Below are 24374 nucleotides of genomic sequence, written 5' to 3'. Positions count from 1 at the left end.
AAGGGATCGCTTCCAATAGATGAAAGATGACTGAGCAGTAAAACTATATAATAGGTAAAGAATCGATCAGCGACCTTGGCTTATAAGGTCGCTGATTTTTTTTGAGGGGATTGATCGGCGGTTAAGAAGGCGTGATTGTTGATTTAAGATAAAGATCGTTTAAAGAAGACCATTCGTTTCCTTAACACGAAGATATTTTGCTCAATTTTTAACAATATCATGTGGATAAACGACTTGCTCTGACAGATATTTCATCAAGTGAAGAAATATCTGATTTTTCAATCTGTTTTTGCTTTGATACTATCAAATAGACAACAGATGTTCTGCGAACGGAAGCCGTCTTTTCGTTTAATGGCTATTTTATTGAGAAACAGGCCGATTCACTGACTTGATTTCTATCCTCCAAAATAAATGGAGGTCGTGGAAATCAAGGGGTGTGGTGGTTTTTGCTTTCTTTTTTTGAACGAATGATGGCAAGAAGGAAACGGACATCACTGCTCAAAAGGTCACAGCAGAAACGTCAGCTCGTTTGAAAGAACGACCGCGGATAGAACAGCGAAAGTGCAACTTTTCACGAAAGCAGACGAACAAGCAGACCAATTTGTAGACACACTAAATTGTTAACGAATCAAATCATCGATGAGTGAGGAATCAGGAGGGGTAACATGGCATTATTTCGCAAAAAGAAAGATGAAGAAACTTACGAAGGCGTTCATGTCTACGACGAGGAATATGATGAAGAAGAGTACGACGAAGACGAGTACGATGATGAAGAATATGATGACGATGAGTATGACGATGAAGAATATGAGGACGACGAGTACGAGGACGATGAGTACGAGGATGAAGAATACGAGGAAGACGAGTATGACGATGATGCCCAAGAAGAGCTGCTGGCATTAGAAAATACCGTTTCACAACTGACCAAGACCGTCGAACATTTGACCAAGCAATTGGAAAACAAACAAGAATCCATCAATCGGATGGCTTCGCAAGCGACGCAACAAGAAAGTATCATTTATGAAAACAAGCAGCTGCAAATGCGCTACAACGAGTTACAGCAGCAGTTAAAAGAAGCAGAACGTCAACAAGAAGCCCTCAAAACCAATTATGAGCAAGAAATTGAGCAGTTGACGAGTCAAGAAGACGAATTGATCGAAGTAGAAGAAGAGCTCGAACAATTGCGTCAAAGAGAAGATGAACTGCTAAAAGAATTAGAAGAAAAAAGCAAGCAAGTCCAGGCTTTTGAAGAAAAAGCGATTCATTTAGAAGAAAAAGCGGCGATAATCGAAAACTACAAATTAAAAGAAGTCGAAAGCATGCGCCGGATCACTTCGCTTGAAAATGAAAATCAACAGTTGAACTTGCGCTTGCAAGAAGCGGAAGCGAAATATCGGGATCTCGAACGTTCAAGAGTCGAACAATTGGCAGATAAGAATGTCTTACAGCGTGACTTGGAACGTGAGCTGGCAAAGGTCGAACAAATGAAGGACGAGCTGGCGACGATTTTGATCGAAGCAAAAGAAAAAGCACGGGAAACCGCTGCTGAAGCAGAACTGGAAGCCGACAGAAGACGTCAGATGGCGGAAAATGAAGCCCACAAGATCATTTCAGAAGCATCGATGGAAGTGATGAAAATCCGTCAAGAGATCAAGCAATACCAAGAACGACTTACGACGTTTCATCATGAATCGAAAGGGTTGTTTGAGCAGTTGATCCAGCATAGCAAAGTGTTGAATCTGCCAGACTAAAAAGAAGGTTATGAGTCGGAATAGACGAAAAGGTCTGCTAAATAATTTCCGAGAGCGACACGACAAAGGAGGGAAACCCACTAGGACCATATATGCTGTATAAGAAATCACAGGCAACAACTACGACTTGATTTCTTATGAGAATGTTGGTCATTGGGACGAATGTGACGAATGATATTTTAAAAATTGCCATCTATCCAACCTTGAGTCCAAATCTTGAGGAATTATTTTACAAACAAGAGGCACTTCCATCAGTAATCACTGCCTGTGACAACCTCTATCAAAAAAAGTGGCCGCTCAAATCGTCGATTCGCAAACAAGTGACGCATTACTTTGAGCAATTTTATTCCATCGAAGCCTTCACCCATCATATCGAGATGGAGATCTTACGGAAAAAAATCGATTACTCAAAATTACGCATTCCCTTGGAACAGCAATTTCCTCAGTTTGTGTGGACGCAAATTGGCATCAATCATGTGTCCGATGAGAAAAGCAATTTGTTTTTGGAGTTTGTACCAATCGCATACACAGAAGAAGAGTTTCCCTTTACGATGCAGTTGCATGCTAGCTTGCAGCAGCAAGCCCCCGCTGGTGTAAGTGATGCGAACGACTTTAAAGAGCAACTGGTAAAAATCGTACAAAGCGTGATCGACGAACAAAATGTCACGTTTGTGAGTCGCCCGAAAGCGCAAGTCCATGAAGAAAAACGTCAGGGCAAAACCAATGCAATGAAAAAAGAACTGGAAGACACGCTCGAGTTCCAAAAGGTCAGTGCGGATGAGCCACCAAAGTTCAAAAAGAAAGTTCGAAAAAAAAGCAGCAAAAAAAAACAGTCAAAAAAAGCCAAGCAATTGTCCAAAGTCAACGCCAATGAATTAGCGTTGGAGGAAGAGGCGAAACGAGAACGAGCAAGCAAAGAGCGCTTGCGCTTGGCCAATCAAAAGCTTGAGATCTACATCGAAAACTTAGAAGCCTCTTTGATCAAAAATAGTATCCACTATTTAAACAGCTTGACCGATGAAGAAGACGAGAACTGGCATACGCAATTGAAAATCAGCTTACGAGAATATACCTATCTTTTTCAAAAAGCCAAATACCTCGAACAGGTTTGGCGCATCAATGAAATCTCGTACAAAAGATCGAAAAAATGACGTTGAACGAAAAAGAATTGACCTATGAGAGAGGGCAAGTGCAGCAAGTGGTCGACAACAACCTATCTGCTAAAGATATCAGTTTAGTTTTTTATGAATGCAGCGTGATTGAATCACGAGTCAAATTGTATGAGCGACCATGGTTTAGAAAACCTTACGCACGCATTATGAAGATGGACTATGACAATCTTTTACGAAAAGCCGCTTACTTTGATCTTCTCCAAAGCGAAAGCTATCTATTAGAAAAAAAAGCATTGATCGAAGGCAATACAGACGTTAGGAGCAGTCTATGAGAACCCAAAAGCAAAAACAACGATTCTTATTCTTATACCGCATCTACTTTATTGCTTCTTTGATCCCATTAGCGGTATTTTTGCAGCTGACCGCCTATTTTTATCTCTCTGCCTTTCGAGAATATGTCACTATCAGTCACTTGTTTTTACTCGCTCTTTTGCTAGGTTTTACGATGTATTTGCGGAACAATGCCTTTCATTATCAATTGCTGCTTGTGCAGCTTGATAAAAATGAAAGCAAAGACCATGAACGACCAAAAAAAGGCACCAGCAAGAACAGCCCCAAGGAGGAGGATCAAGAAGATGAAAAAGCCCAGAAGAAACGTAAAAAGTCTGTTAGCGATCGGAGCATTTATCGGAATCATCAATAATCAAACGATTTCTGAAGCCATGGTTCGATCGATCTTAGGTGTAGAACCATCTACTTATATGGAAACCATCGATGCACAACGAGAAAGTCGTGGGCAATCGATAACGGATGCCCTCCGACCGGTCTCTTACGAAGGAGCTGACAGGATAACGGAGCAACTTGATACTCCTCCAGAACAAACAAAAGAAACCCTTCCAGAAGAAGCGGAGCAGGCCGAAAAAGGAACGGAAGTCCAAGTCGTAAATGATGTGGAACGACCGGCAGACGAGGGACAGACAGACGAGGAAGAGATGGAGAGCGGCTCGGATGAAACAGAAGACCAAGAGGCCGAAAACGTTCCGTCGACGCCAGATCCTTCAGAAGGCGATCAACAGCCGAATCAGCCTGCTGGACCTGAAACGAATGAGCAAGAAACCAACGATACCAACAGCAGCAACAATAGCGGAAACAACCAATCAAATGGGAATCAAACCAATCAGGACAAAGAAAAAGAGCCCGATCCAATCACTGAAGAACCCGAATCGCCGATCGATGAAGAAGAGCGGGAAAGCAACTTTCAGTTTTCGGTTTCACGTAATCTAACGACACAACAATTCATCAATGAGATTGGTTCTGACGCGCAGGATGTTGCCTATAACAATGATCTTTATGCCTCAGTGATGATCGCACAAGCCATCTTGGAGACTGGCTCAGGAAATAGTGCCTTATCCAGTCCGCCGAACCACAATCTCTTTGGCATCAAGGGCAGCTTTCGTGGGCAAAAAGTGACCTTCAATACGCAAGAAGATGATGGAAGTGGTGCGTGGTATACGATCTCTTCCAATTTCCGTAAATACCCAAGTTACCGTGAATCCATCGAAGATTACGCTCGCTTACTAAGAGGAGGCATCACTGGCAACCCGCGCTTTTATGCCCCCGTTTGGAAAGAAAATGCCCCAACTTATCGGGAAGCAACTGCGTGGTTGACAGGGCGCTATGCTACGGACATCCATTATGACCAAAAGCTGAATGCGTTGATCGAGGCCTATGATCTAACCATTTATGATAATGAGCCGACCGAAGAGATTTTGGAAGAGATTGAACGCACACGTGCACACGCAATCGAAGCAGCCCGCAAGGAAGAAGCGGAGACGACCCGTTCGTTGTTTGAAGACTTGCAAAGAAGCGCGGCAAATCGTCGAGGCTCAGGGAATTTGCCAGCATCCATTCGGACCGTCAAGGATCGCTTGCAGGAAAATGCCAATGCCAATACTTATGCAAACCAATTAAGAGGGATGGAACGAGCGGGCAGCGAGGTAGATGCCAATGAGTAATCAGTCGCAAGCACCTAGAAGAAAAAAACGTCCGCCACAGCCTGCCAAACGTGAAAAAAAACGAGACCAACCAGAGGATACACCGAGAAATCCCCGAATCGAAAAGTTTCAGGCGCAAGGAAAGCAAGCCAGCCCTTCTAGTGGCAAGAAACGACCAAAAAAGCCGACCCAAAAAGAACCGACAGGACAGGCGCCTGTGAAAAAGAAACGAAAAAAAGCGGCTGGTACAGCGAATCGCCCCAAATTACCGACCGAAAAGCAGCGTCCTAGCAAGCAAAAAGAAAGAGCAGCTGCCAGTACGACCAGTGAAGCACCACGCAAAAAGAAAAAGCGTCCACCGCAGCAAGCACGTCCAAGTCAGCACAACGAGCAGGGGAAAATCAAAAAATCAAGTCATCCTAATGCCAAATCAAAAGGGACCCACAAGCACGGCAAAAAACCAGCGGAAGTTTCCCAGAAACGACGTCCCCCGCAAAAAGGCAAAGCCGCGACGAAGAAACCAACAGCCAAAAAGAAATCTGGCAATCTCGTACTGAAAATCATCTATCTGATTTTCTTGGTTTGTAGCATGACTGTCCTATTTACGTTTATCGGCTTATATGTGACTGATCAAAACGAAATGACAGTTTTTAATCATCGGGTGGTGCGTTTATCAGATAATGGGATGGCGAATCTTGACAGCTCCGCATTACGCACACAAGATTTGATCATTTTAAGAGAACAAGCCTTCACTCAAGTACAGCCAAACGGGCTCGCGGTCTTTACAAATGGCTCAGGAACCGGCTATATTGCTCGCCGAGTACTATCGATCGAGGCTGACGAAGAGCAGGGCTATCATTTATCCGTCATTGGTGATGGACAGGCATTTGGGGAAGAAGCCATCGAAGCAGACCGTTTCGTTGGAGAAGTCTCAATGAGTATCAACCATGTAGCAGATGTGTTTCGTTTTATTGATCAAAACTTGATATTATCCATCATCTTCTGTGTATCATTGATCGCCTTATTCATTCTATTAGGCATTTATCTCTTTACTTGAGAGCCGTCATTACTTGAGAAAAGAGGAAACAAGGGTGCAAAAAAAAATAGTGTTAAGAAATAGTATCGCGGGTCTGCTTTTCTTTCTTTTGTTGCTTAGCATCTTGATTTGGCAGAATAATCAGTCTATTCATATTCGTCGATTAGCGGATGAAAATGAAGTGTTCGAAAAAATCGAGATTTTGGAAGAATGGCAGGAACGAATGACCCTTACAGGGACGACGATCCAACGATCCGTTCGGGTAATGAACGCTAGTGAAGTGCCAGTCTTTGTCCGAGCAAGTTTTGAAGAAGTGCTGCGCTATATCGCGCCAGACAGTGAGGAAGCAGCTTTTGAGCAGGCGGCAGATGCGAGTGATGCGCCAGACTTATTACCAGTACTGTCTCGCTTTGATGAAAACGAAATTTTAGCAAGAGGGTATCAGAACGTGACCCAGCAGATCCCAGAACTCATTGGAAATGCTCTTGATGGTCAAGTGATGGTTTGGATCAGCGATGAGACGATCGAAGAGTTGGCACCCACGCCTCCCTTGGATGCCTTCGATAGTGAAGAGATGCAGGAGTTATTGGGGGAATTAGACGCTGAAGAACAGGAAAATCCTGAGAACTTCTACGATCGCACCGAAGGCAATGAAGAAATGGAGGAGCCACCGTCATCAGACTTGATCGATGGTCCACCAGATCTCTGGCAAGAACCGGTCCTTGTCGAAGCTCACTTCAGCTATTCCTTTCGACGAAACCAACAACCGGTCATGCAGAAAATGAGTGGGGAACTGCTGCTGCTCAATCCTGCTGATCCGGTTGCTGAGTGGACCTTTGAAGCAGCCAACTTGACCTATAGTTATTATCTTGAAGGGTATCGTTATTTTGTTCGAAACTGGGCGGAGTCGCAGCTAGCCAGCCCCTTTTCCACCAATGAAGAACCTACGGGATTCACGTATCTCGGAGAACAGGGAACGATTGACCAGTCGTCATTTGATTACACGACGACAGAATCTGGGTTAGGCAGTGCCTTTCAATTGCCAGAGATGATCAGTGCGTTTCCCGATGCTGCTGGGTTGTATCCGACCCAAACGGTGAAAACGCTAAGCAGCTTTGTCTCTGAAAGTCCTGCCCAGATCGATTCAGAAGCCATCATGATCGAATTCGGCTCTTTGAGCGATTACCGTCAGATCGATCGCAACACTTGGATCTATAATCCCGATGATGGCTGGTTTTATTATAGTTTCCCTTTGGACCGATCCTATCAAAGTGAAGACGGTTATGGCGTCACCCGTTCACTGATCGAACAAGTGATGATCGATACAAGTGTCGCAGACGATAGCCATCTTGCCTACGAACTTTTACCGAAAGTCGAAGTCATTCAAGCTTCTGATCGACAATCATTAAAGGAGGTCTTTCAGTTAGACAATGATCGCCCAGAGAGTGCTACTGCGATCATCTATCGGCATTTGTACTCACTTCAATAAGTTGCTAGAAAATAAGTCAAGGAGAGATTCACGTGAAAATGGTCATTGAAGAAATTGAATACCGTTATTTTCTTCAATACGGGAAGTATTTGGATTATTTCTACCAACAATATATGCAAGCGAATGTCGAAGATCCTGATGTTGAAAAAGGGATCGCCGAGATTCAGCGACTGGTTGAAGAAGAAAGGTATCATTATATCAGGGAACGAATCCGAATCACACGCAAAGCCAAAAAAAGTATTCCATTAGCTGACTACCCTGATTTCAATAAACTGATTCACTGGGGGTTTGCCCTTAGCAAATTATCTTTTCTTGACCCAGATACAAGTATCAACCAGCTAGAAGAAAAGGATTCTCCTTGATCGGGGGCTAGGCAAAAAGCAGGTGATGAAACTGAAAAAAGGCAGACAAGCACATAAAGTACTTGATGAATCAGGGTTCAGCCTTGTTGAGATCCTTGGAGCGATCGTCATTCTCGGGATCGCAATGGTCATGATCGCCATGCTGATCATCCAAAACAACCTGATCCTTAGCTACAATACCCGAATGGAAGAGGCCATCGCAGCACGAGATGATGTCAAGGAATGGCTAATCTACCGGGCACAGACTCAAGACTTGGCGGATTTGAATATCGGGATCTTTACGGCTAGACCTTCTTGGATGATGGTCGATCCAGATGATCCCTCAGAAGTTCGCCGACACCATTTGGTCCTCGATAATTCAGGGATTCAATACAATGCGCAAGGGCAACCGATGTATGAAGAAATCCCGATTGCTGTAGATGATCTTAATCGGGGCCGATTTATTCGCAAGGTGGTATACGATCATTCTGGCGCTCATTTGCCGCAGCCCCTGGTAAATTCGGAAGAAAATCGCCTCTATATGGGAACGTACTTGTCGGAGAATGAAGAAACCACCAACTATTTGGTCAAGGTCTCCATTCGCGAAGACCCCAGACATGGACTGCGAGAAGACAGTTACGACCGTCGTCAGCTCGGGCTCGGACTTATTATTCAGGTCTTCGATAAACAAACGGGCGCATTTTTGACAGAAACGTATCTGCATTGGGTAGTAGACTATTGAAAGGGCTGGCTGTTCTTGCGGAAGTTGCAAAGGAGGGGCGCAGATGAAGCATCGATTACAGGATGAGCAAGGAATCACGCTTGTCGAATTGTTAGGGGCGATGGTCATATTCGGCATCATCATTGCACTCTTTTCTGGGACACTCTTTTTGATCGTCCAAGCCTCTGTTCGTCAAGGTCGAATTGCTGCCTTTCAAGGGATAGCGAATGAAATCTTGGCGCAAGCAGACCGAATCGCCAAAATTGATGGTATCTATGAACATGCGGGGTATTTAGGAAAATATGATAGTCTTCTTTTCCACGAGGAACATATTGTCAAAACAATGCCCGAAGGAACCTTAGGGGCAACGATTACGGAAGAGGGCAGTCCGCGAATGGTTGTGACTGATATCACAGATACCAACAATATTCGTGCCAGAGTCTATGATACGAAAGATCCTACGATTAAGTTAAAGATCATTCAACAAAAAAATGAGAATGAAGCGACGTTGACCCATCACTATACGCCAAATTATCGCGATACGTTCAGTATCCAGACCAAGTTTTTCGTTTTATTTTACACGGAAACGATCAACTTTGCGGATTATTATGATGATTTGACTGGGTGGTGGCAGATGGAGGATCTGGTCACTGATTACCACAAGCAGATTATCTATAAACGAGAATTTACGATCAATTATCGTGACAATGAGAAAGCAAGAGGGGGGGTACCCGGGAATGGAAGATGGTAGACAAAATGAAGCTGGTTTTGCGCTGATTTATGCCCTCGCGGCGATCATTCTTTCCTCTTTGATGATTGGCTTGGTCTTCCTTGTTGCTCGAAATGTCAATTCACAAATTCGAACGATAGATAGCTTCCGTCGAGTGGAAGATGTACACGAATATTCCTTTCAACTCGCTTCTCAGGAGCTAAAACTGAGAATAGATGATTTCATCACTCGAACCATGCAGAATGGCGGCTTCTATTCTAATAATAATGAATGGCAAGACCATCTAGATAACGAACTGAGATTTGTGCTGGACGAAGTCGATGTGAATGAGAACATCGATGATAAATTTTCTTTTACCTCCTCTGTCGTTGACTATGAATATAATGAGATCGCCCCTTATGTAATGACCAAATCTGGTGGGGAGCAAGGATGGATCCAATCCGCCTCGATGCTGCCAGATAAAACCAATCTTCAAATCATTATTCAAATTCAATCGCAAGTCACGGATCAGACGCAATTGGCTGAAGGGCAACCGCGAGTACATACAGCTTCTGCCGAATATATCTATGAAATGCAGCTTGAAGAAGAAGACCTCGAACAAAGACAAACACAGCTGGATATTTGGCGAAACATTTTTTATCCCTATTACTTACCCTCTACAGCAGGGCAAGCGGTATCCGCCGATACTTGGGTTCGAAAATTGTTTGAAGTCGCCGATTTTCAACGCGTACGTCCATCGTTTGATTATCTCGCTTTTGAATCGGATGACTTCTTGCAATTCGGGTTTGCCAACAATGTCCTGCAAGATTTTCAAGACGGCAGATTTTTAGATTTTCGAACAAAGCCGATTCTTAATTGGCTGCATTTCGATGGTTCCTTTTTCTTTAATCATGGGGTCCAGATGGAAGGACAGGGAAGCGGGCAATTTTCGGCAAAAAGTCTGCTTGCGATCCAGAATGATGGCGGACAGCCTAGTAACGGGTTGAACGTGATCAAAGACATCTTCTTGCAAGCCGGTTTAGGAATGTATATCGATTTGGGCAGTCGAGCTGGCAGTCGCTTGGTCCTATCACAAGCATATACGGATATCCTTGCTGGAAACGTATGGATCAACAACACCAATAGTTCGGCTTCGAGAGTTGAGCAAGAAGGGGTTCTTTTTGCTGAAGGCCATCTAAATGTTTCCGTAAATTCACCGGATGCGGGCACTGGGTTAGGCGAATTAAATACCAATTATTTTAATTTTTATCATCGAGAAGCCACGAAACAGAACCCTGCGGCAGATGGTAGTTTGACGTTTATGAAGCCGTCGATGGTTCTGACGAGCAGCAATTTTTATGCGGGACCAGTCACGGAAGGCTCGATCGTGCATAGTACCGAAGATACGGAACGAAGGATTACTGTTTATGGTGATTTTATGCTGACGAATACGATGATGCCTAGTGGTGGAACGATCGATGATTTCTCGTATTTTCAGAATCAAAATCAATTCACAGTGCCCCATGACCCGTCAAGAATCACATTGGATGGCAGCAATACCATAATGGAGGTTCACGGGCTTTCATTTATCGATGCGCCGAAAACTGCTCGTAGATTGGCATTAGCAGAAGCCGGCAGTTCCGCGGTTTTTGATTCTTATTATGAAGATCCAGCGTATTGGAATCAAATCACCTTAAAAAATGGTGCCCAGCTGATCTTGGGTCATACAGGCGTTGAACCCTTTCATTTAGCTGTGGATAGAGAGTCGACCTTTGTCATGGAAATACTGCCAGATTTGGCATTATTTGACCCGACTTTTTTAGCAACAGGGGCTCATAACCGTCGTCTTGAAGGAACGGTCGTTCTCGTACCTTACTATATGGATGACCAGGTGGAACTAGAAAATCAACTGCAACAATTAGGCGTCAATTATCGCGTCCGCGACTTTGAAAGTCAGGCGCAATCGGGGGAGGTAACGATCCTCAGAAGTTTTTTGGATCGAAACATGTGGTCTGATGATGAAGCATATTTAACCGTTACACGAATGTTTGACTATATCAACAAACTCGATTATTGAAAGGAGGGCGCCAGTTGCCGCAATCAAGTGAAAGAACGCCACGTAGAAAACCTAGAAGGCCTCTCAAAAAGTCAGAGAACACCACAAGTTCAACCACTGCTGAGAAAACACAAACAGGCAACCTGTTTGACTTAGAGATCAGCTCAGAGGTTTTGTCACTGATCCCCCGCTCGTTTGCCAAACAGCACAGCGTCTTTCCATTAGAAAAAAAAGGCAACCGCTTGACCGTTGCGATGGCAAACCCTGGGGATTATGCGGCGATCAATGAAATGCGTTTGATCACTGGGTTATTGATTCGTCCGCAAAAAGCCCACAATGCCGATATCCAACAACTGATCGTTCGCGATTACCCTTCTGAGATCAGTTTGGATGGCTTGAGCGACTCTCTCGTTGAAACCATCGATCCAGAAGGTGACTCAAAATTAGATGATTCGCCAATCGTAAAATTGGTCAATACCCTGCTGCAAGATGCAGTGGATCGGGGCGCCAGTGATATCCATTTCGATCCCCAAGAAAAAGGATTAGTTGTCCGCTTACGGGTCGATGGGGAGCTTCGTACCCATGAAAACTTGCCTAAGAGTATTCAGACTGGTGTGACTTCACGACTGAAAATCATTTCCTCCTTGGATATCACCGAAACACGTGTGCCACAAGATGGTCGGGCAATGATTCGTAACGGGGGCAACGTGGTTGATTTGCGGGTCTCGGTTTTGCCTGTCATTCATGGGGAGAAAGTTGTGATTCGGGTGTTGGATCGCTCCAGTGGCATTCGGCGCCTAGATGAGTTTCGCTTTGAACCGAAGGTATTGGCAACCTTTAAAGCGATTTTGCATAAACCCCACGGGATCATTCTTGTCACTGGACCGACAGGATCAGGGAAATCCTCTTCCTTGTATGCGGCGCTGCAAGAGTTGAACACGCCTGAGATCAATATTATCACCGTCGAAGACCCAGTGGAGTTTCAGCTGCAAGGCATCAACCAAGTGGCAGTCAACAGCAACGTCGGTTTGACCTTTTCCGCTGGGTTACGGTCGATCTTGCGACAAGACCCCAATGTCGTGATGGTGGGAGAGATTCGAGATGGCGAAACGGCGGAGATTGCGATTCGGGCTTCCATGACCGGGCACTTGGTATTATCCACCCTGCATACCAATGATTCCGTCAGCACCATCAATCGCTTAGTCGACATGGGGGTAGAACCGTTTCTGGTCGCTAATGCGTTAGAAGGCATCTTAGCTCAACGGCTCGTCCGAACCCTTTGTTCTTCTTGTAAGACAGTAGGACCAGCCAGCGACAAGGACAAGCAGTTATTTGAATCCTATGGCATCACGGTTACGGAACTGGCACAGCCTGTGGGCTGTCCAAAGTGTGGCAATACGGGATTCAAAGGGCGAATGGCCGTCCAAGAGCTGTTGACGATCGATGCCAAGCTGCGTCGTATGATCACGAACAAAGCGACCAACGACCAGCTGATGGATTATGTTCAGGAACGAAAGATGCGCTTTTTGTTGGATGATGGGTTAGACAAAGTGCAACAAGGCTTTTCCACCATCGAAGAAGTCTTGAAGGTGGTCGCCGCAGAAGAGTGAGGCACGGATTGATTTATCGGTGATCTAGGGATCACCGAAGAACTACATACATTATTTTAAAAGGAAATGCACATAGAAAGGGGCTGGTTTAATGGATCAAACGAGAGTGGCAACACAAGAGCGAGCAACCAAAAGGGCGACGAGAGAAAAAACAGCTCCGACCCGTACCCGCATTCGGGAAAATCGTGAACTGAGAGAAAAAAAACGTGCCCACAGTCGCCAGAGCGATCAAGACCGATCTGTCTCGACGCGGGAGATCATTCAAAAAGCAGAACGGCAAGCAGTGACAAAAACGACGACTGCCAGCAGTACACAGGGCGTCAATCGCAACGAAGCGGCGCAATTTGCTGCCATGCCACCTAAAGAGCGGATCGATCATTGGTTGATGATCGCCGTCGAACAAAAAGCATCGGATATCCATTTAGTCGAAGGCGTACCGCCGATTTTTCGTCGCCACGGCGACTTGCTACCGATCGAAGGGGTTCCGACCATCGACACCAAGGACATCGAAGCCATTGCCGAAATCCTTTGCAACCAACGGCAATGGGAGGAATTCAAGGGAAAAGGCGAGACCGACTTGGCCTACGAACTAGGCGACATCTGTCGCTTTCGGGTCAATATTTTCCGCCAAAAAGATACCGTTTCGATCGCCTTGCGGCAGATCCCCATCGAGATCCCGAAGCTAAGCAAACTCGGTATGCCGACCGTCTTGCGGACTCTGATCCATAAAAGCCAAGGCTTGTTCTTAGTTACAGGGCCGACCGGTTCAGGGAAATCAACGACACTGGCTGCGATGCTGGACTATTTGAATGATACCAAAAAGACGCATATTTTGACGTTGGAAGACCCGATTGAGTACATCCATAACCACAAAAAAAGCATCGTTGCCCAGCGCGAAGTCGGCAGCGACACCATGTCCTTTGGCAATGGCTTACGAGCTGCCCTGCGTCAAGATCCAGACGTCATCTTAGTAGGGGAGCTACGAGATTTTGAAACAATCTCGATTGCTTTGACGGCAGCGGAAACGGGACACTTGGTATTAGGAACCTTGCATACGTCAAGTGCCCCAGCGACTATTGAACGGATCGTCGATGTCTTTCCTGCCGATCAGCAGACTCAGATTCGTACACAGCTTGCTGGCGCATTACTAGGGATCTTGTCCCAGCGCTTGCTGCCAACGATCGATGGCAACGGACGGGTAGCAGCAACCGAAATGATGCTCAATACCCGAGGGATCGCCAGCTTGATCCGTCAAGGGAAAACCCACCAGATCCATAATATGCTGCAGATGGGAAAAAACGAAGGCATGCATACCATGAGCGCTTCTTTAGAAGAACTCGTTGCTGCGGAACGGGTCGATGCCGATGTGGCAGATAACTTGATGGAGGAAGGGGGCGAATAGCCGATGGCACTCTTTGCCTATCAAGGCACCAATGTCCGAGGCGAAACGTTTTCTGGCAGCTTACGTGCCAATTCCTCCGTTGAAGCCCGCCAAAAGCTGCGCCAAAAGCATATCAAAGTCAACAGTTTGATCGAACAGCCAGAAACCTTGGCGAATAAAGAGATTCAACTCTTTACAAAAGTTTCGTTAAAACTGCTGGTAGGGTATTTGCGCCAGTTTTCGACATTGATCGCTTCGGGGATCACGATTGTTGATGCCTCACGAATGCTGGAAGAGCAACAAAAAAACCCGAATTTCAAGAAAATTCTTGGCGAAGTTCGGGATGAGATTGATAGCGGACGCCCGCTCTCAGAAGCCTACAAAGATCATCCCAATGCCTTTCCGACACTTCTGACCAGTGTCATCGCTGTTTCGGAGATGTCTGGATCACTGGAAGGAAATTTGAAGGATATGGCGGATTACTATGAAAAAAGCGCCGAAAACCGCAGCGGGATCGTCACAGCGATGGTCTATCCGATTATTTTAGTGATTTTAACCTTAATCGTGGGGATCATTTTATTGGTGATGATCGTACCGATGTTCGTGGAAGTATTTGAAGGATTTGATGCGGATCTGCCGACGATCACCGTCGTAACGATGGCGATCAGCGAGTTCCTTCAGACCAGAGGGTGGGTTTTAGCCGTCTTGATCGTCGGATTTTTCGTCGGACTGTGTATCGCGCGACGCAATCCAACCTTCGATTTCGCTTTTCAAAGTTTTCTATTACGTATTCCGTTGGTGGGCGATATGATCACCAAAAATAGTTTTTCATTATTTATGACAACCATGTCGACACTGCTTAGCAGCTCTGTCGGTATGGTGACCGCCTTGAATATGAGTCGGGATGTCGTTTCCAATAAATACATCAAGCGAATCATCGATAATTGTGCCTTTCAAATTGAAGAAGGTGGCAAGATCAGTGATATCTTTCGTGGCAACATGATGGTCCCGATGTTAGTGACCCAGATGGTCGAGATTGGCGAAAGTACTGGTTCCCTAGAGGACATGCTGAAACGATTGAGTATCATCTATCAAAAAGAAGTTGATGAAACCAGTAAGCGACTGAAAACGATCATGGAACCGATTGTCATCTTGATAATCTGTGTGATCGTTGGCTTGATCGTTGCGGCGATCATGATCCCGATGTTCGATTTATTCGGTGCGATCCAAGGGTAATGAATTTTGGTATTATCAAGCCACCTAGACGGCTTGTTTAATATATATGGAAGAAACAGGAGGAGTAAACACACTATGATTGATGCAATTTTAGCAGAAGAAACAACGGACAATCGATTGAATAAATTATTGAAAGACGAGCGCGGCCTCTCCTTGGTCGAGTTGCTGGCAGTAGTCGTTATCTTAGCGATCATCGCTGGGATCGGGGTTATTGCGATTGGGAACGTGATTCAAAATGCTCGAGAAGATGCAGTTGTTTCTGATATTCAACAAGCTTTCTCAGCAGCAGTGCTCTATCAATCAACTAATAGCAACTTGAATGACGGGACAGCTAACGCGGTTTTAGATTTTACCTTAGAAGATGTAATGGATGATGGATTACTAAACAGTACATCATGGGAAGATACTGATAATGTTATGTTTTATATCGGATCAACAGGTGCTTTAACAATGTATGCTCCAGCTGGCGTTTTAAAGGCTGGACAAGAAAATAGCAACGAGATAGGTGTTCTCGGTACTGGGTTAACACAAAATCAAATCAATGGTTTAACTCGAGAGTATGTATTTGGAGATCCTCAACCAGCTCCTCCACCGTTATAAGATATTAATTTTTTTAGGAAACTAAAAACACCTCAAGTCACTAACCTGACCTAAGGTGTACGGCAACTCAACCCCCCAGGAAAAAAGGAGTTTTTTATGAACGAAATTTTGCAACAGATCCCAATGGGCCTAATCATTGGTTATCTTTTCATCATAGGAATGTGTCTAGGTTCTTTTTTCCTAGTGGTTGGTTGGCGGGTTCCCAAAAAGGAATCCCTGCTGACTCGCTCGCACTGTGATGACTGCCAACAGACATTAGGTGCAAGGGACCTCATTCCAGTTTTATCATACCTTATTTTAAAAGGCAAGTGCCGTAAGTGTCAAAAAAAGATCCCGCTGATTGCTTTTCTTTATGAAGTGTTGATCGGCATGCTATTTACGGGTACGACCTTGCTGTTTTGGGGCACTGCTGAAGTGATTGCCGCTTGGTGTTTATTAGCCTTATTAGCCATTATTTCTGCCAGCGACATCTTCTATCAGCTGATCCCCAATAAAGTGTTAGCCCCTTTTTTCGCCGGAGGGATCGGTTTACGGTTGATCCAACCGCAAAATGAGTTTTGGTGGTATTGGCTCGTCGGCTTCTTTGCTGGCTTCTTGCCATTGTATCTATTAGCGGAGCTCAGTAAAAAAGGCATGGGTGGCGGCGATATCAAATTATTTGCCGTCTTAGGTGTGTATATCGGCCCAGTGCAAGTCTTGACGGTTTTATTTGTCGCTTCTTGCTTGGCAGTGATCTTTTACGTGATCCAAATGCTACGGGGCAAAGTCAAAAGCCGCTACATTGCTTTTGGTCCCTTTATCGCCATTGCTACCGGCATGGTTTATCTTGGCAGCGGCTGGTTCCTTTGAATTGGGTTGCTGACCTTGGCGTTTGCTTGATTTGCTAAGCAAGCGTTGTACATAGAAATAACGTTGGTTCCTTCATATAAAACCAACAAGAAGAAAGCAGGTCCTCGTATGTTTGGCAAAAAAACAATTCCCCGCTTAGTAGGGATCGACATCCAAAAAAACTGCATCCGTTACTGTACCAAAAAAGGTGACCGTCTCAAATACGGCGAGCTGGTTGTGAATGGTACGATTTTTAAAGATGATAAGCTGCGCAATCCTGATAGTCTTGAAGCCGCCTTCAATGAGATTGCCAAACGCTTGGGATTACGCACGATGAGTGTGGTGATCACGGCACTAAATTCTCGTCTGCTGATCAAACAGATCCCAATCGGTAAGATGAACTCGGAAAAAGAGATTCGCGAGTACTTGTATTTTGAATTGGGGGAGTCCATCTCTTTGCCTTTTGAAAACCCGATTTTTGATCTACTGATCCTTGGTAAAGGTAACAAGGAAAAAGCACCAAAAGCACAAAAGAAAAAAGCCAGCAAGAAGGAAGAGAAAGCAGAACCGCAAGCTGTGGTCATCCAGCGGAATCGGTTTACCATCAATGGCAATGTGCCAGTCGTGGTCACATCAGAGCCGATTTTGATTCAACTCGGCGACACATTGAAAAAAGGCGGCCATCAGCTGATGGGCGTCGATTGCAGTTTTCTGGCGTATAGTCGTATGTTTCAGCGACAGATCAACTGGAGTGAAAATTTTGTGCTGGTCGAGTTAGATGCTGGCATCGCTAATATCACCTTTTTTGAAGAATTGGTGCCGACTTACGTGCAGTATGAAGATTATAATCAAGCCAACTGGAAATATATTGAAAAAGCCCAATCTGTGCAAGTGAACTTTAGGGAAAGTGCGGAGATCCAAGCACTGGAAGGGTTAGCAGAAACCTTGAATTCGGTGATTGCTTACTATTATCAGGAAATCTCGCCTGATTGTGAATTGAAAAAAATCTACTTAGTCGGCGGTCATCCAATGCTGCGGAAAGAAGTCCAAGAAATATTTCATGAGTTGTCTTCTTTGCCGGTCAAAACGATTTCCGCAAAAGTAAGTGAAACCAGCAAGAAAAAAATTCCCGACCGCTATATCTTGGCTGCGGGATTAGCGACGAAAGAGGTGTAACCATGAACATCAATCTATTGCCTAATAAATTTATCCGTAATCGGGCGTTTGAAGTCATTCTTTCGGTTTCGCTTCTCCTTTCGTTAGTAGTCGTTGGGGTTTGTGGGTTAGGCTTTTGGTATTATCAAAGGCTGGTGACCAATAATCAAAGCAATATCATGTCTAGTCAAACAGAGCGCATCGTTTTCCAGCGCCAGTTAGAAGAGATGCTAGCGTCAAAATCTCAAGACCTGCAAGAATTCATTGCCTTGCAAAAGCAAGAGAAATATTTCACAGCGCCTATTATGGAAACCTTTGAGGAAGTGGCATCAGGAATCGATGTGACCATCAATTCGTATAATTTGCTGCTAAATGGCGAGGGGACAATGTCCGAAACAGCCCAAGACGGTACACCATTGTTTCCTTTGGTGAGCATGGCAGTCCAAGGGGATGTTTATGAAAGTCTGATTCGCCTTAAATCGGCTTTTGAAGCAATCGATTGGGTACATCATGTGACTTATCAATCTTTTTCTCATAGTTCAACGCCGCAAGATGGGCGCATCACTGTCTACCTCTCACGAATCGCTGCACCACAAGTGATCAGTGAAGAGAGCGAAGAGGAAAGCGAGGTGGAAGCGGATGACTAAAGTCTTTTTCTCCAAAAAACACATCATCATCTCCGCGGTAATTGCGCTAGTTCTCGCTACCTCCGTACTTATTTTCTGGCTATTTTTACTGAATCCCAAACGTGCCGAAGGGATCGAATTGGCTCAGGAATTAGCTGGGATCGAAGCAGAGATCCGCGACATTCAGGAACAGCTGGTTTACCTACAAGGGGAACCAGACCTTCTTTCCTCAGAGACGGTCAATGAGGTGCCGATCATTCCCAATGGCATGGCGATCGAGTCTTATTTTACCGATCTCGCTGCCCTTGAAACGGAATTGCCGATCACGATTTTGCAATCGACCTTTAATGAGGAGATGCTTTACCCTACACCAGAACAAATGGCAGATCAGACTGGTGACAATCCTTTGGCTACGCAATTTCGGGTCACAAGGATCGGCTTTGACCTCCTGAGTGAGACGAATGAAGGAATCGTGCGTTTTATTGATCGGATGGAAAACCTGAATCGCTTTTTAAAAGTTGAATCAGTCGAATATCGGCAAGGAAGCAATACGTCAGGAGCAGATGCGTTTTCGGCAAGTGTCGTTATCAAGCTGTATTATCTATCAAGCTTTGAAACGGGACAAGAACTGTTGGAGTAATCAAAGGAAAGGGGTGCCTAGATGAAATCATTTACTGTTCTAGCGACTGTCTCGAAAATCAAACTGGCTGCCGCTGCATTAGGGGTCTTTATCGTTATTTCTGTCTTGTATGCGGTCTTTGCTATCCATGGTGGCAATTCTTATGAAGTGTCCGGTCACTTTGACCCAGAAACAGGACAATATGTATTGACGATCGAATCGGAACAAGCCGCTGGCGAGACGCTTTTCTTGATGGCAAATCATGAAGCGCTGGTGTCATTAGAAATGTTTGAAATGCTTGAGCTTGAGGAAGCGACCTTGCATCCAGCTGAACAAGAGGGTGTTTATGGTGTGGCGATCGAAGTGGCGCCTACGGAAGAAACGTTGTCCTTGGCATTACCAGTTTCTTTAGGAGAAGAAGAAGCCATCGAATTTGTCCTTAAGCGGGGAAATCGGACGCTGCAAAAAATCGCTCCGCCTTCTCTCGAGGAACGACAAGCCTTGCGATTGGAAGCTGACAAGGCTGTAGAAGAAGTAGCCTTGCTTGACATTCAGCAGCAGGAAACCAATGAGTCAGCGGCAGTCGAACTGCTTTCAGAACGGGCGACACAGGGAGAGCGTGCCGAAGTTTCGGACTATCAAGCGCTGCGGGCTGCTTTTAGTGATTCATCGATCTCTGAAATCGTGTTTCTCGCTGACATTACCGCTGATTATACGGATGAGGCCAACAATCGTTTAACAGCGTTGGATCGGTCGGTGTCCATCGATGGGAATGGCTTTACCTTAACCACACCGAAGCGTTTCAACACGAACGGGACACCAAACTATAGCACGAATCCTACTGGACGTTTCTTTGAACTGACGACTACCCATGATCATCAGCCAGCGGTCTTTGAGTTGAAAAATATGACGATCGATTTTCAGGGAAACAATCTAGGATTAAACGCGTTGATCTATCAACAATCGTTGGCAGCCTCAGCTTTTTGGACGGTCAAAATAGAAAATATCGAGGCAAAAAGTGGTGTGCTAGAGGGAAGTACAGGCAATAATTTCCTTTATTTGCAACAAGGAAATCTCGAGATTCGCGGAACATTCCATTGGGTGGCTCACAGGAACCCAGCCGCGGGCAACAGTTCAGATACTGGCAGCTTTAATGTCAAAAGTGTCTTGATCACAGATGAGGCGGATGTCAAGATCTCAAATACGCAGCCGATTTTTCGGCTCCGACCAGACAACAATAATATCTCAACCTCGTTTCGGGTCAATAAGGGTTCCAAAGTAGATCTCTATAGTGTCCAGTGGCAAGCAATTTGGGCAAATCTCGAAGGACGTACTAACGAGGTGATTTTTGAAGTCGATGGAGAAGGCACGGTCTTAAATGCCTCATCACAAATGAATTTAGCGGGAGCGAACGGCGCAATCATTTCCTTGATTGGACAACGGGATGAAACGCAAAATAAGTTTTCTCGTACGATTATTTCTGGTGGTGCGGTCGTAAACTCCTATTCTAGAGCGCCTGCTCCCACGAGTGGTGTACCGAGAGGAACCACTGCTTTTGTCAATCAAATTTCAAAAGCGGGATCGACCACCAAACTCGGCGGCAATGTGACGGTAACTGGGGAAGGGTCGCAGTTTAATATGTTTGGTGATGGGCAACATCATGAGTATGGTTCAGTTATGCGGTTTCGCTTAGTCGGGGAACAGACCTTTGTGCTTGCCGACCAAGGGAAAATGAATATCGTCAAATACCACGGAAATGCGGCTGCAGTGCGGATGTACGGGCGGAACAACGAGTTCTATGTGGAGTCAGCCGGTCAGTTGAATATCTTTAACCATGCAGGCACCAGAACTGCGGCAGATGATGGCATCTATATTGATGAAACAGGTTTTGCCGTATTTGATCAGTACAATGATGAAGAACGAGAATTTGACCCATCTGCTGATTCCACCATTACTGCCAGTAATGGCTCAGATACGGCTGGTCGACAAGGCATTCAATTTCCTCTTGATGGCAGTGGAACTTCGGTTTTTCATGCACAAGGTGAAAACAGTCGAATCCATATCTATGCACATCGTGGACCTGCTGTTTGGATGCAAGGCGGAGAAGCCGAGTTCTTAGCTGGAAAAGACGCGACTTTTCGAATGGAAGGTCGGACCCTAGGTGCAAATAATGGAATAATCAGTTCGGTTGCCAGAAGCAATTTTGTGATTGATGAACCACTGTTTTATGACTTCCGAAATAATCGTCCGAATGGCGGACAAGCTTTTTCTAATTCGAACCGTAACAGTACCTTTATGTCTAATCGTGTTGGACTAGCGGTTTGGGAAAAGCGCAACGACGTGAATCTAGATGGTGATCCGGACAATTTCTGGAATCCACTGAGCTATCAACTAGGCAATGTCAATTTTGCACAAATCGTTAGTCCGCAGCCGGGAGAGCCTTTTTCAAATGAATTCAACAGTACGACTTTTAGGGGCGGGAATGCCTACACGCGATTTTCTGCCAATAATTATCCGCCAATGATCCAGCACTTAGTGACCCCGACCAATGCCGACAAAACCTTTTATGCCAAAGCGGTCGTTCCGTATGAATACACGGGGGCGATTCGCGATGCTTGGGATGATGAGGTCTGGGTGGAAGTTGCTTTGAAGGACGAAGCGGGCAACCAGCTTGAAACGCAATGGCTTTCCTCCAAATCAACTGTCGATGTTTTTGGTGAGGTGCATAATGGTGTGATCGCATGGACGCGGGACGACTTTTTCAAGACAGGTCAACGTTTTGAAGTGCTGCGTGCCCACCGAGGATTAGACCCAACGATGGAGGATGTTGATGATTCGATTTTCATTCATGCAACAGAAGAGAGTATTGCCGCTTTGCCTGATGCGGTCGTCGTGGATGTACGACCACCGACTGGTCTGCAAGTGGCAGAGGATCAGGTCTTTAATGAACGGACGACAACAGTTTCGGGGATCATGGATTTTCATTCTCCGCAAGACGACCAGCCAAAAGAGCGAGTCGCCATTTATGCGAGTACCGCGCAAGGATTGATCCGTGATGCTTCAGGTGACCCATATGTCATTACGCTTGATGCCGAACAAGGCAACTCCGTGCCATGGCAGTATCAATTACCTCGTCGCCTTGATCCTGAAGAGGATGTGTATATCGAATTTTACGCAAAAGATTTCGCAAATGATCGTTACGACGATTTCGTAGGAACCTTACCAGATACGACCACGACGGAACCCAATGGTCAGTTGGGGAGCACGAATCCGTCCGCCAGCGATTACGAGGACTATTTAGGGTATCGTGATGCCATTGGCGATGATCGTTTCCCACCAGCGCTCTCCTTTGAAGTCACCAGTATTCGACCTTCTGACCCATCGATTACGTTGCGAGTACCGCAAAGCTTTGATCGTGATGAAGAAGGCAATCCGATTATCACCGTCGGCAATCAATTGATCTTGCGGACGATCGTAGAAAGCAACGATGCGCGAAATTCTGGGAAAGACGATATTGAAAATGCTGTCGTGACGCTAGATATCTCGCCGAATTTATTGACGTTCTTAAATGTCGATGCGCTCGTGTATCAAGACAATATCGCCTCGGCAACTCTTTCTGGCGATCGTATCACGATCCACTTAGAACGCCCAATCGCACCTGGAGATCGCATAGAATGGAACTTGATTGCTCGGGTGGATGAACAGGCAGCTGCTGGTAATGTTCTGACCCCGGTAACGATCAACGGTAGAGTTTCGGGGAATCAACCAGAGACGGAAAACATTTTGATAGGGGAAGACAGTCTCACGCTTCAGACCGGTACACGCGCTGTCACTGGTGAGTTGATCAACCTTGCTGTTCATAACAATCAGCTGCAGATTTTTTATTCCAATCTTAGTACCTTTGACGTCTATATGGATGGCACCTTTTATCGAACATACAACGTGCAGCAAAGACCCGTAACGGATTCTGTCACCCTTGATATTCCTGTTCATGACATCCGTAATTTGATTTCTGTGCGCTACAAAGATGAAAATGGCGCAGACCGTGTTTCTTATTGGAACAATATCTGGGACTTCATCGATTAAACGTGAATAACCTTTTTTAAAACAAACAGAAGAAGAACAGTCTTTCACTGCTGGATCCGCTTGTTGACCAAATTGCCTTGGTCAACAAGCGGGGAGCTATGTAGGAAAGGCTGTTTTTTTGTGGGGAAATTACTGGAGGAAAAGGGGAAAGCAGGGTTTTTGTTCCGCAGGTTTTTTCGTGCTAGACTAAAAAGCAGAAGCACGTGAAGCAACAGCAAAACGGAGGGAACAAAGAAAGGACGTGCCGCAATGGCAACAACAGCCAAAGAAACCAAAGTACATGATGTATTTGAATCGATCGCTTCCCGTTATGATCGAATGAACGGTATTATCTCCTTTCAGCTGCACAAACGGTGGCGCAAGGACACCATGAAACGGATGGCAGTACCAATGGGTGCTGAGATATTAGATTTATGCTGCGGGACCGGGGATTGGGCGTTTGCTTTAAATGAAGCGGTCGGTCCGACGGGGCAAGTGACCGGCGTTGATTTTAGCGAAGAAATGTTAACGGTTGCCAAAGCAAAGGCAAAGAAAAAGCAACAAACGCAGATCCAGTGGCAGACTGGCAATGCGATGGCATTAAGCTTTCCAGACGAGCACTTTGATTATGTGACGATCGGGTTCGGGTTGAGAAATGTCGCGGATCGCCAACAAGTCTTGGCGGAGATCCATCGGATGCTGCGCCCAGGCGGGAAAATCGTTTGTCTGGAAACATCACAGCCCACACTGATCGGCTGGCGGCAACTGTTTACTTTTTATTTTCACCATGTCATGCCGTTATTTGGCAAACTGTTCGCCAAAAGCTATCAAGAATATTCCTGGCTCCAGGAGTCTGCGCGGGATTTTCCTGACAAGGAGGCATTGAAACGAGAATTTCAGGCAGCTGGCTTTGATGTGTTACAAGTCAAAAGCTATGCAGGAGGTGCGGCGGCGATGCATATGGGCGTTAGACCTCAAAGCTAACGGCGTTTTTTTTCGATAGAAGAGCGACGAAATGAAAGAGACCATCAAGCGGATTGATGGT

At 45.4% G+C, this 24374-nt stretch carries 21 protein-coding genes; all 21 read left to right on the top strand.

What is annotated here, in order from left to right; translation table 11 throughout:
* Window positions 1–665: 665 nt before the first annotated feature.
* Window positions 666–1751 carry a DivIVA domain-containing protein gene (locus tag A5877_RS02880; protein WP_086316329.1) on the top strand — a complete coding sequence of 362 codons (1086 nt, stop codon included), beginning with the start codon at window positions 666–668 and terminating at the stop codon, window positions 1749–1751.
* 137 nt (window positions 1752–1888) lie between these two features.
* Complete coding sequence (locus A5877_RS02875; RefSeq protein WP_254907417.1) at window positions 1889–2902, top strand: hypothetical protein; 1014 nt, start codon at window positions 1889–1891, stop codon at window positions 2900–2902.
* Window positions 2899–3195, top strand: coding sequence for a hypothetical protein (locus A5877_RS17305; RefSeq protein WP_254907416.1), 297 nt, complete (start codon window positions 2899–2901; stop codon window positions 3193–3195). The genes A5877_RS02875 and A5877_RS17305 overlap by 4 nt, the downstream gene beginning before the upstream one ends.
* Complete coding sequence (locus tag A5877_RS02870; protein ID WP_086316328.1) at window positions 3192–3566, top strand: hypothetical protein; 375 nt, start codon at window positions 3192–3194, stop codon at window positions 3564–3566. The genes A5877_RS17305 and A5877_RS02870 overlap by 4 nt, the downstream gene beginning before the upstream one ends.
* A complete protein-coding gene (locus A5877_RS02865; RefSeq protein ID WP_086316327.1) occupies window positions 3499–4878 on the top strand; it encodes a glucosaminidase domain-containing protein in 1380 nt (459 codons plus the stop codon). Before A5877_RS02870 ends, A5877_RS02865 begins: the two co-directional genes overlap by 68 nt.
* Entirely contained in the window at window positions 4871–5914 is a 1044-nt protein-coding gene (locus tag A5877_RS02860) for a hypothetical protein (RefSeq protein WP_086316326.1), read from the top strand. Before A5877_RS02865 ends, A5877_RS02860 begins: the two co-directional genes overlap by 8 nt.
* 13 nt (window positions 5915–5927) lie before the next feature.
* Window positions 5928–7382, top strand: a complete 1455-nt coding sequence (locus A5877_RS02855) for a hypothetical protein (protein ID WP_086316325.1) — start codon at window positions 5928–5930, stop codon at window positions 7380–7382.
* Between the two features lie 38 nt (window positions 7383–7420).
* Window positions 7421–7744, top strand: coding sequence for a hypothetical protein (locus tag A5877_RS02850; RefSeq protein WP_005235105.1), 324 nt, complete (start codon window positions 7421–7423; stop codon window positions 7742–7744).
* 25 nt (window positions 7745–7769) lie between these two features.
* A complete protein-coding gene (locus A5877_RS02845) occupies window positions 7770–8465 on the top strand; it encodes a prepilin-type cleavage/methylation protein (protein ID WP_086316324.1) in 696 nt (231 codons plus the stop codon).
* Between the two features lie 43 nt (window positions 8466–8508).
* The gene (locus A5877_RS02840; protein WP_005235107.1) at window positions 8509–9195 is read left to right on the top strand and encodes a type II secretion system protein J; all 687 of its coding nucleotides are present in this window, start codon (window positions 8509–8511) and stop codon (window positions 9193–9195) included.
* Window positions 9182–11230, top strand: a complete 2049-nt coding sequence (locus A5877_RS02835) for a phage head-tail adapter protein (RefSeq protein WP_086316323.1) — start codon at window positions 9182–9184, stop codon at window positions 11228–11230. The genes A5877_RS02840 and A5877_RS02835 overlap by 14 nt, the downstream gene beginning before the upstream one ends.
* 14 nt (window positions 11231–11244) lie before the next feature.
* Window positions 11245–12819, top strand: coding sequence for a GspE/PulE family protein (locus tag A5877_RS02830; protein ID WP_223347100.1), 1575 nt, complete (start codon window positions 11245–11247; stop codon window positions 12817–12819).
* 91 nt (window positions 12820–12910) lie between these two features.
* On the top strand, window positions 12911–14221 hold the full coding sequence (locus A5877_RS02825; protein ID WP_086316322.1) for a type IV pilus twitching motility protein PilT: 1311 nt from the start codon (window positions 12911–12913) through the stop codon (window positions 14219–14221).
* 3 nt (window positions 14222–14224) lie between these two features.
* Window positions 14225–15436, top strand: coding sequence for a type II secretion system F family protein (locus A5877_RS02820; RefSeq protein ID WP_086316321.1), 1212 nt, complete (start codon window positions 14225–14227; stop codon window positions 15434–15436).
* A gap of 75 nt (window positions 15437–15511) precedes the next feature.
* Entirely contained in the window at window positions 15512–16036 is a 525-nt protein-coding gene (locus A5877_RS02815; RefSeq protein WP_008378681.1) for a type II secretion system protein, read from the top strand.
* A gap of 96 nt (window positions 16037–16132) precedes the next feature.
* On the top strand, window positions 16133–16885 hold the full coding sequence (locus A5877_RS02810; protein ID WP_008378680.1) for an A24 family peptidase: 753 nt from the start codon (window positions 16133–16135) through the stop codon (window positions 16883–16885).
* A gap of 108 nt (window positions 16886–16993) precedes the next feature.
* A complete protein-coding gene (pilM, locus tag A5877_RS02805) occupies window positions 16994–18040 on the top strand; it encodes a type IV pilus biogenesis protein PilM (protein WP_086316320.1) in 1047 nt (348 codons plus the stop codon).
* Window positions 18041–18042: 2 nt separating this feature from the next.
* Window positions 18043–18666 (top strand): hypothetical protein, encoded by a 624-nt coding sequence (locus tag A5877_RS02800; RefSeq protein WP_086316319.1) that lies wholly within the window; start codon window positions 18043–18045, stop codon window positions 18664–18666.
* Window positions 18659–19285 carry a hypothetical protein gene (locus tag A5877_RS02795; protein WP_086316318.1) on the top strand — a complete coding sequence of 209 codons (627 nt, stop codon included), beginning with the start codon at window positions 18659–18661 and terminating at the stop codon, window positions 19283–19285. Before A5877_RS02800 ends, A5877_RS02795 begins: the two co-directional genes overlap by 8 nt.
* A 21-nt stretch (window positions 19286–19306) precedes the next feature.
* Window positions 19307–23350 (top strand): pectate lyase-like adhesive domain-containing protein, encoded by a 4044-nt coding sequence (locus A5877_RS02790; protein ID WP_086316317.1) that lies wholly within the window; start codon window positions 19307–19309, stop codon window positions 23348–23350.
* Window positions 23351–23599: 249 nt separating this feature from the next.
* On the top strand, window positions 23600–24313 hold the full coding sequence (locus A5877_RS02785) for a demethylmenaquinone methyltransferase (RefSeq protein WP_086316316.1): 714 nt from the start codon (window positions 23600–23602) through the stop codon (window positions 24311–24313).
* The last annotated feature ends 61 nt before the right edge of the window (window positions 24314–24374 follow it).

Origin of the sequence: Enterococcus sp. 3C7_DIV0644 (assembly GCF_002141235.1) — a bacterium.
GTDB classification, from domain to species: Bacteria; Bacillota; Bacilli; order Lactobacillales; family Enterococcaceae; genus Enterococcus_D; species Enterococcus_D entomosocium.
Note: the sequence above shows the minus strand (reverse complement) of the source record. Positions and strands in the feature narration are given on the sequence as shown.

What these genes read in the sequence shown, in the direction of transcription:
- A5877_RS02880 (WP_086316329.1), top strand. Translation starts at nt 666, where the DNA reads ATGGCATTATTTCGCAAAAAGAAAGATGAAGAAACTTACGAAGGCGTT.
- A5877_RS02875 (WP_254907417.1), top strand. Translation starts at nt 1,889, where the DNA reads ATGAGAATGTTGGTCATTGGGACGAATGTGACGAATGATATTTTAAAA.
- A5877_RS17305 (WP_254907416.1), top strand. Translation starts at nt 2,899, where the DNA reads ATGACGTTGAACGAAAAAGAATTGACCTATGAGAGAGGGCAAGTGCAG.
- A5877_RS02870 (WP_086316328.1), top strand. Translation starts at nt 3,192, where the DNA reads ATGAGAACCCAAAAGCAAAAACAACGATTCTTATTCTTATACCGCATC.
- A5877_RS02865 (WP_086316327.1), top strand. Translation starts at nt 3,499, where the DNA reads ATGAAAAAGCCCAGAAGAAACGTAAAAAGTCTGTTAGCGATCGGAGCA.
- A5877_RS02860 (WP_086316326.1), top strand. Translation starts at nt 4,871, where the DNA reads ATGAGTAATCAGTCGCAAGCACCTAGAAGAAAAAAACGTCCGCCACAG.
- A5877_RS02850 (WP_005235105.1), top strand. Translation starts at nt 7,421, where the DNA reads ATGGTCATTGAAGAAATTGAATACCGTTATTTTCTTCAATACGGGAAG.
- A5877_RS02845 (WP_086316324.1), top strand. Translation starts at nt 7,770, where the DNA reads ATGAAACTGAAAAAAGGCAGACAAGCACATAAAGTACTTGATGAATCA.
- A5877_RS02840 (WP_005235107.1), top strand. Translation starts at nt 8,509, where the DNA reads ATGAAGCATCGATTACAGGATGAGCAAGGAATCACGCTTGTCGAATTG.
- A5877_RS02835 (WP_086316323.1), top strand. Translation starts at nt 9,182, where the DNA reads ATGGAAGATGGTAGACAAAATGAAGCTGGTTTTGCGCTGATTTATGCC.
- A5877_RS02825 (WP_086316322.1), top strand. Translation starts at nt 12,911, where the DNA reads ATGGATCAAACGAGAGTGGCAACACAAGAGCGAGCAACCAAAAGGGCG.
- A5877_RS02820 (WP_086316321.1), top strand. Translation starts at nt 14,225, where the DNA reads ATGGCACTCTTTGCCTATCAAGGCACCAATGTCCGAGGCGAAACGTTT.
- A5877_RS02815 (WP_008378681.1), top strand. Translation starts at nt 15,512, where the DNA reads ATGATTGATGCAATTTTAGCAGAAGAAACAACGGACAATCGATTGAAT.
- A5877_RS02810 (WP_008378680.1), top strand. Translation starts at nt 16,133, where the DNA reads ATGAACGAAATTTTGCAACAGATCCCAATGGGCCTAATCATTGGTTAT.
- pilM (WP_086316320.1), top strand. Translation starts at nt 16,994, where the DNA reads ATGTTTGGCAAAAAAACAATTCCCCGCTTAGTAGGGATCGACATCCAA.
- A5877_RS02800 (WP_086316319.1), top strand. Translation starts at nt 18,043, where the DNA reads ATGAACATCAATCTATTGCCTAATAAATTTATCCGTAATCGGGCGTTT.
- A5877_RS02795 (WP_086316318.1), top strand. Translation starts at nt 18,659, where the DNA reads ATGACTAAAGTCTTTTTCTCCAAAAAACACATCATCATCTCCGCGGTA.
- A5877_RS02790 (WP_086316317.1), top strand. Translation starts at nt 19,307, where the DNA reads ATGAAATCATTTACTGTTCTAGCGACTGTCTCGAAAATCAAACTGGCT.
- A5877_RS02785 (WP_086316316.1), top strand. Translation starts at nt 23,600, where the DNA reads ATGGCAACAACAGCCAAAGAAACCAAAGTACATGATGTATTTGAATCG.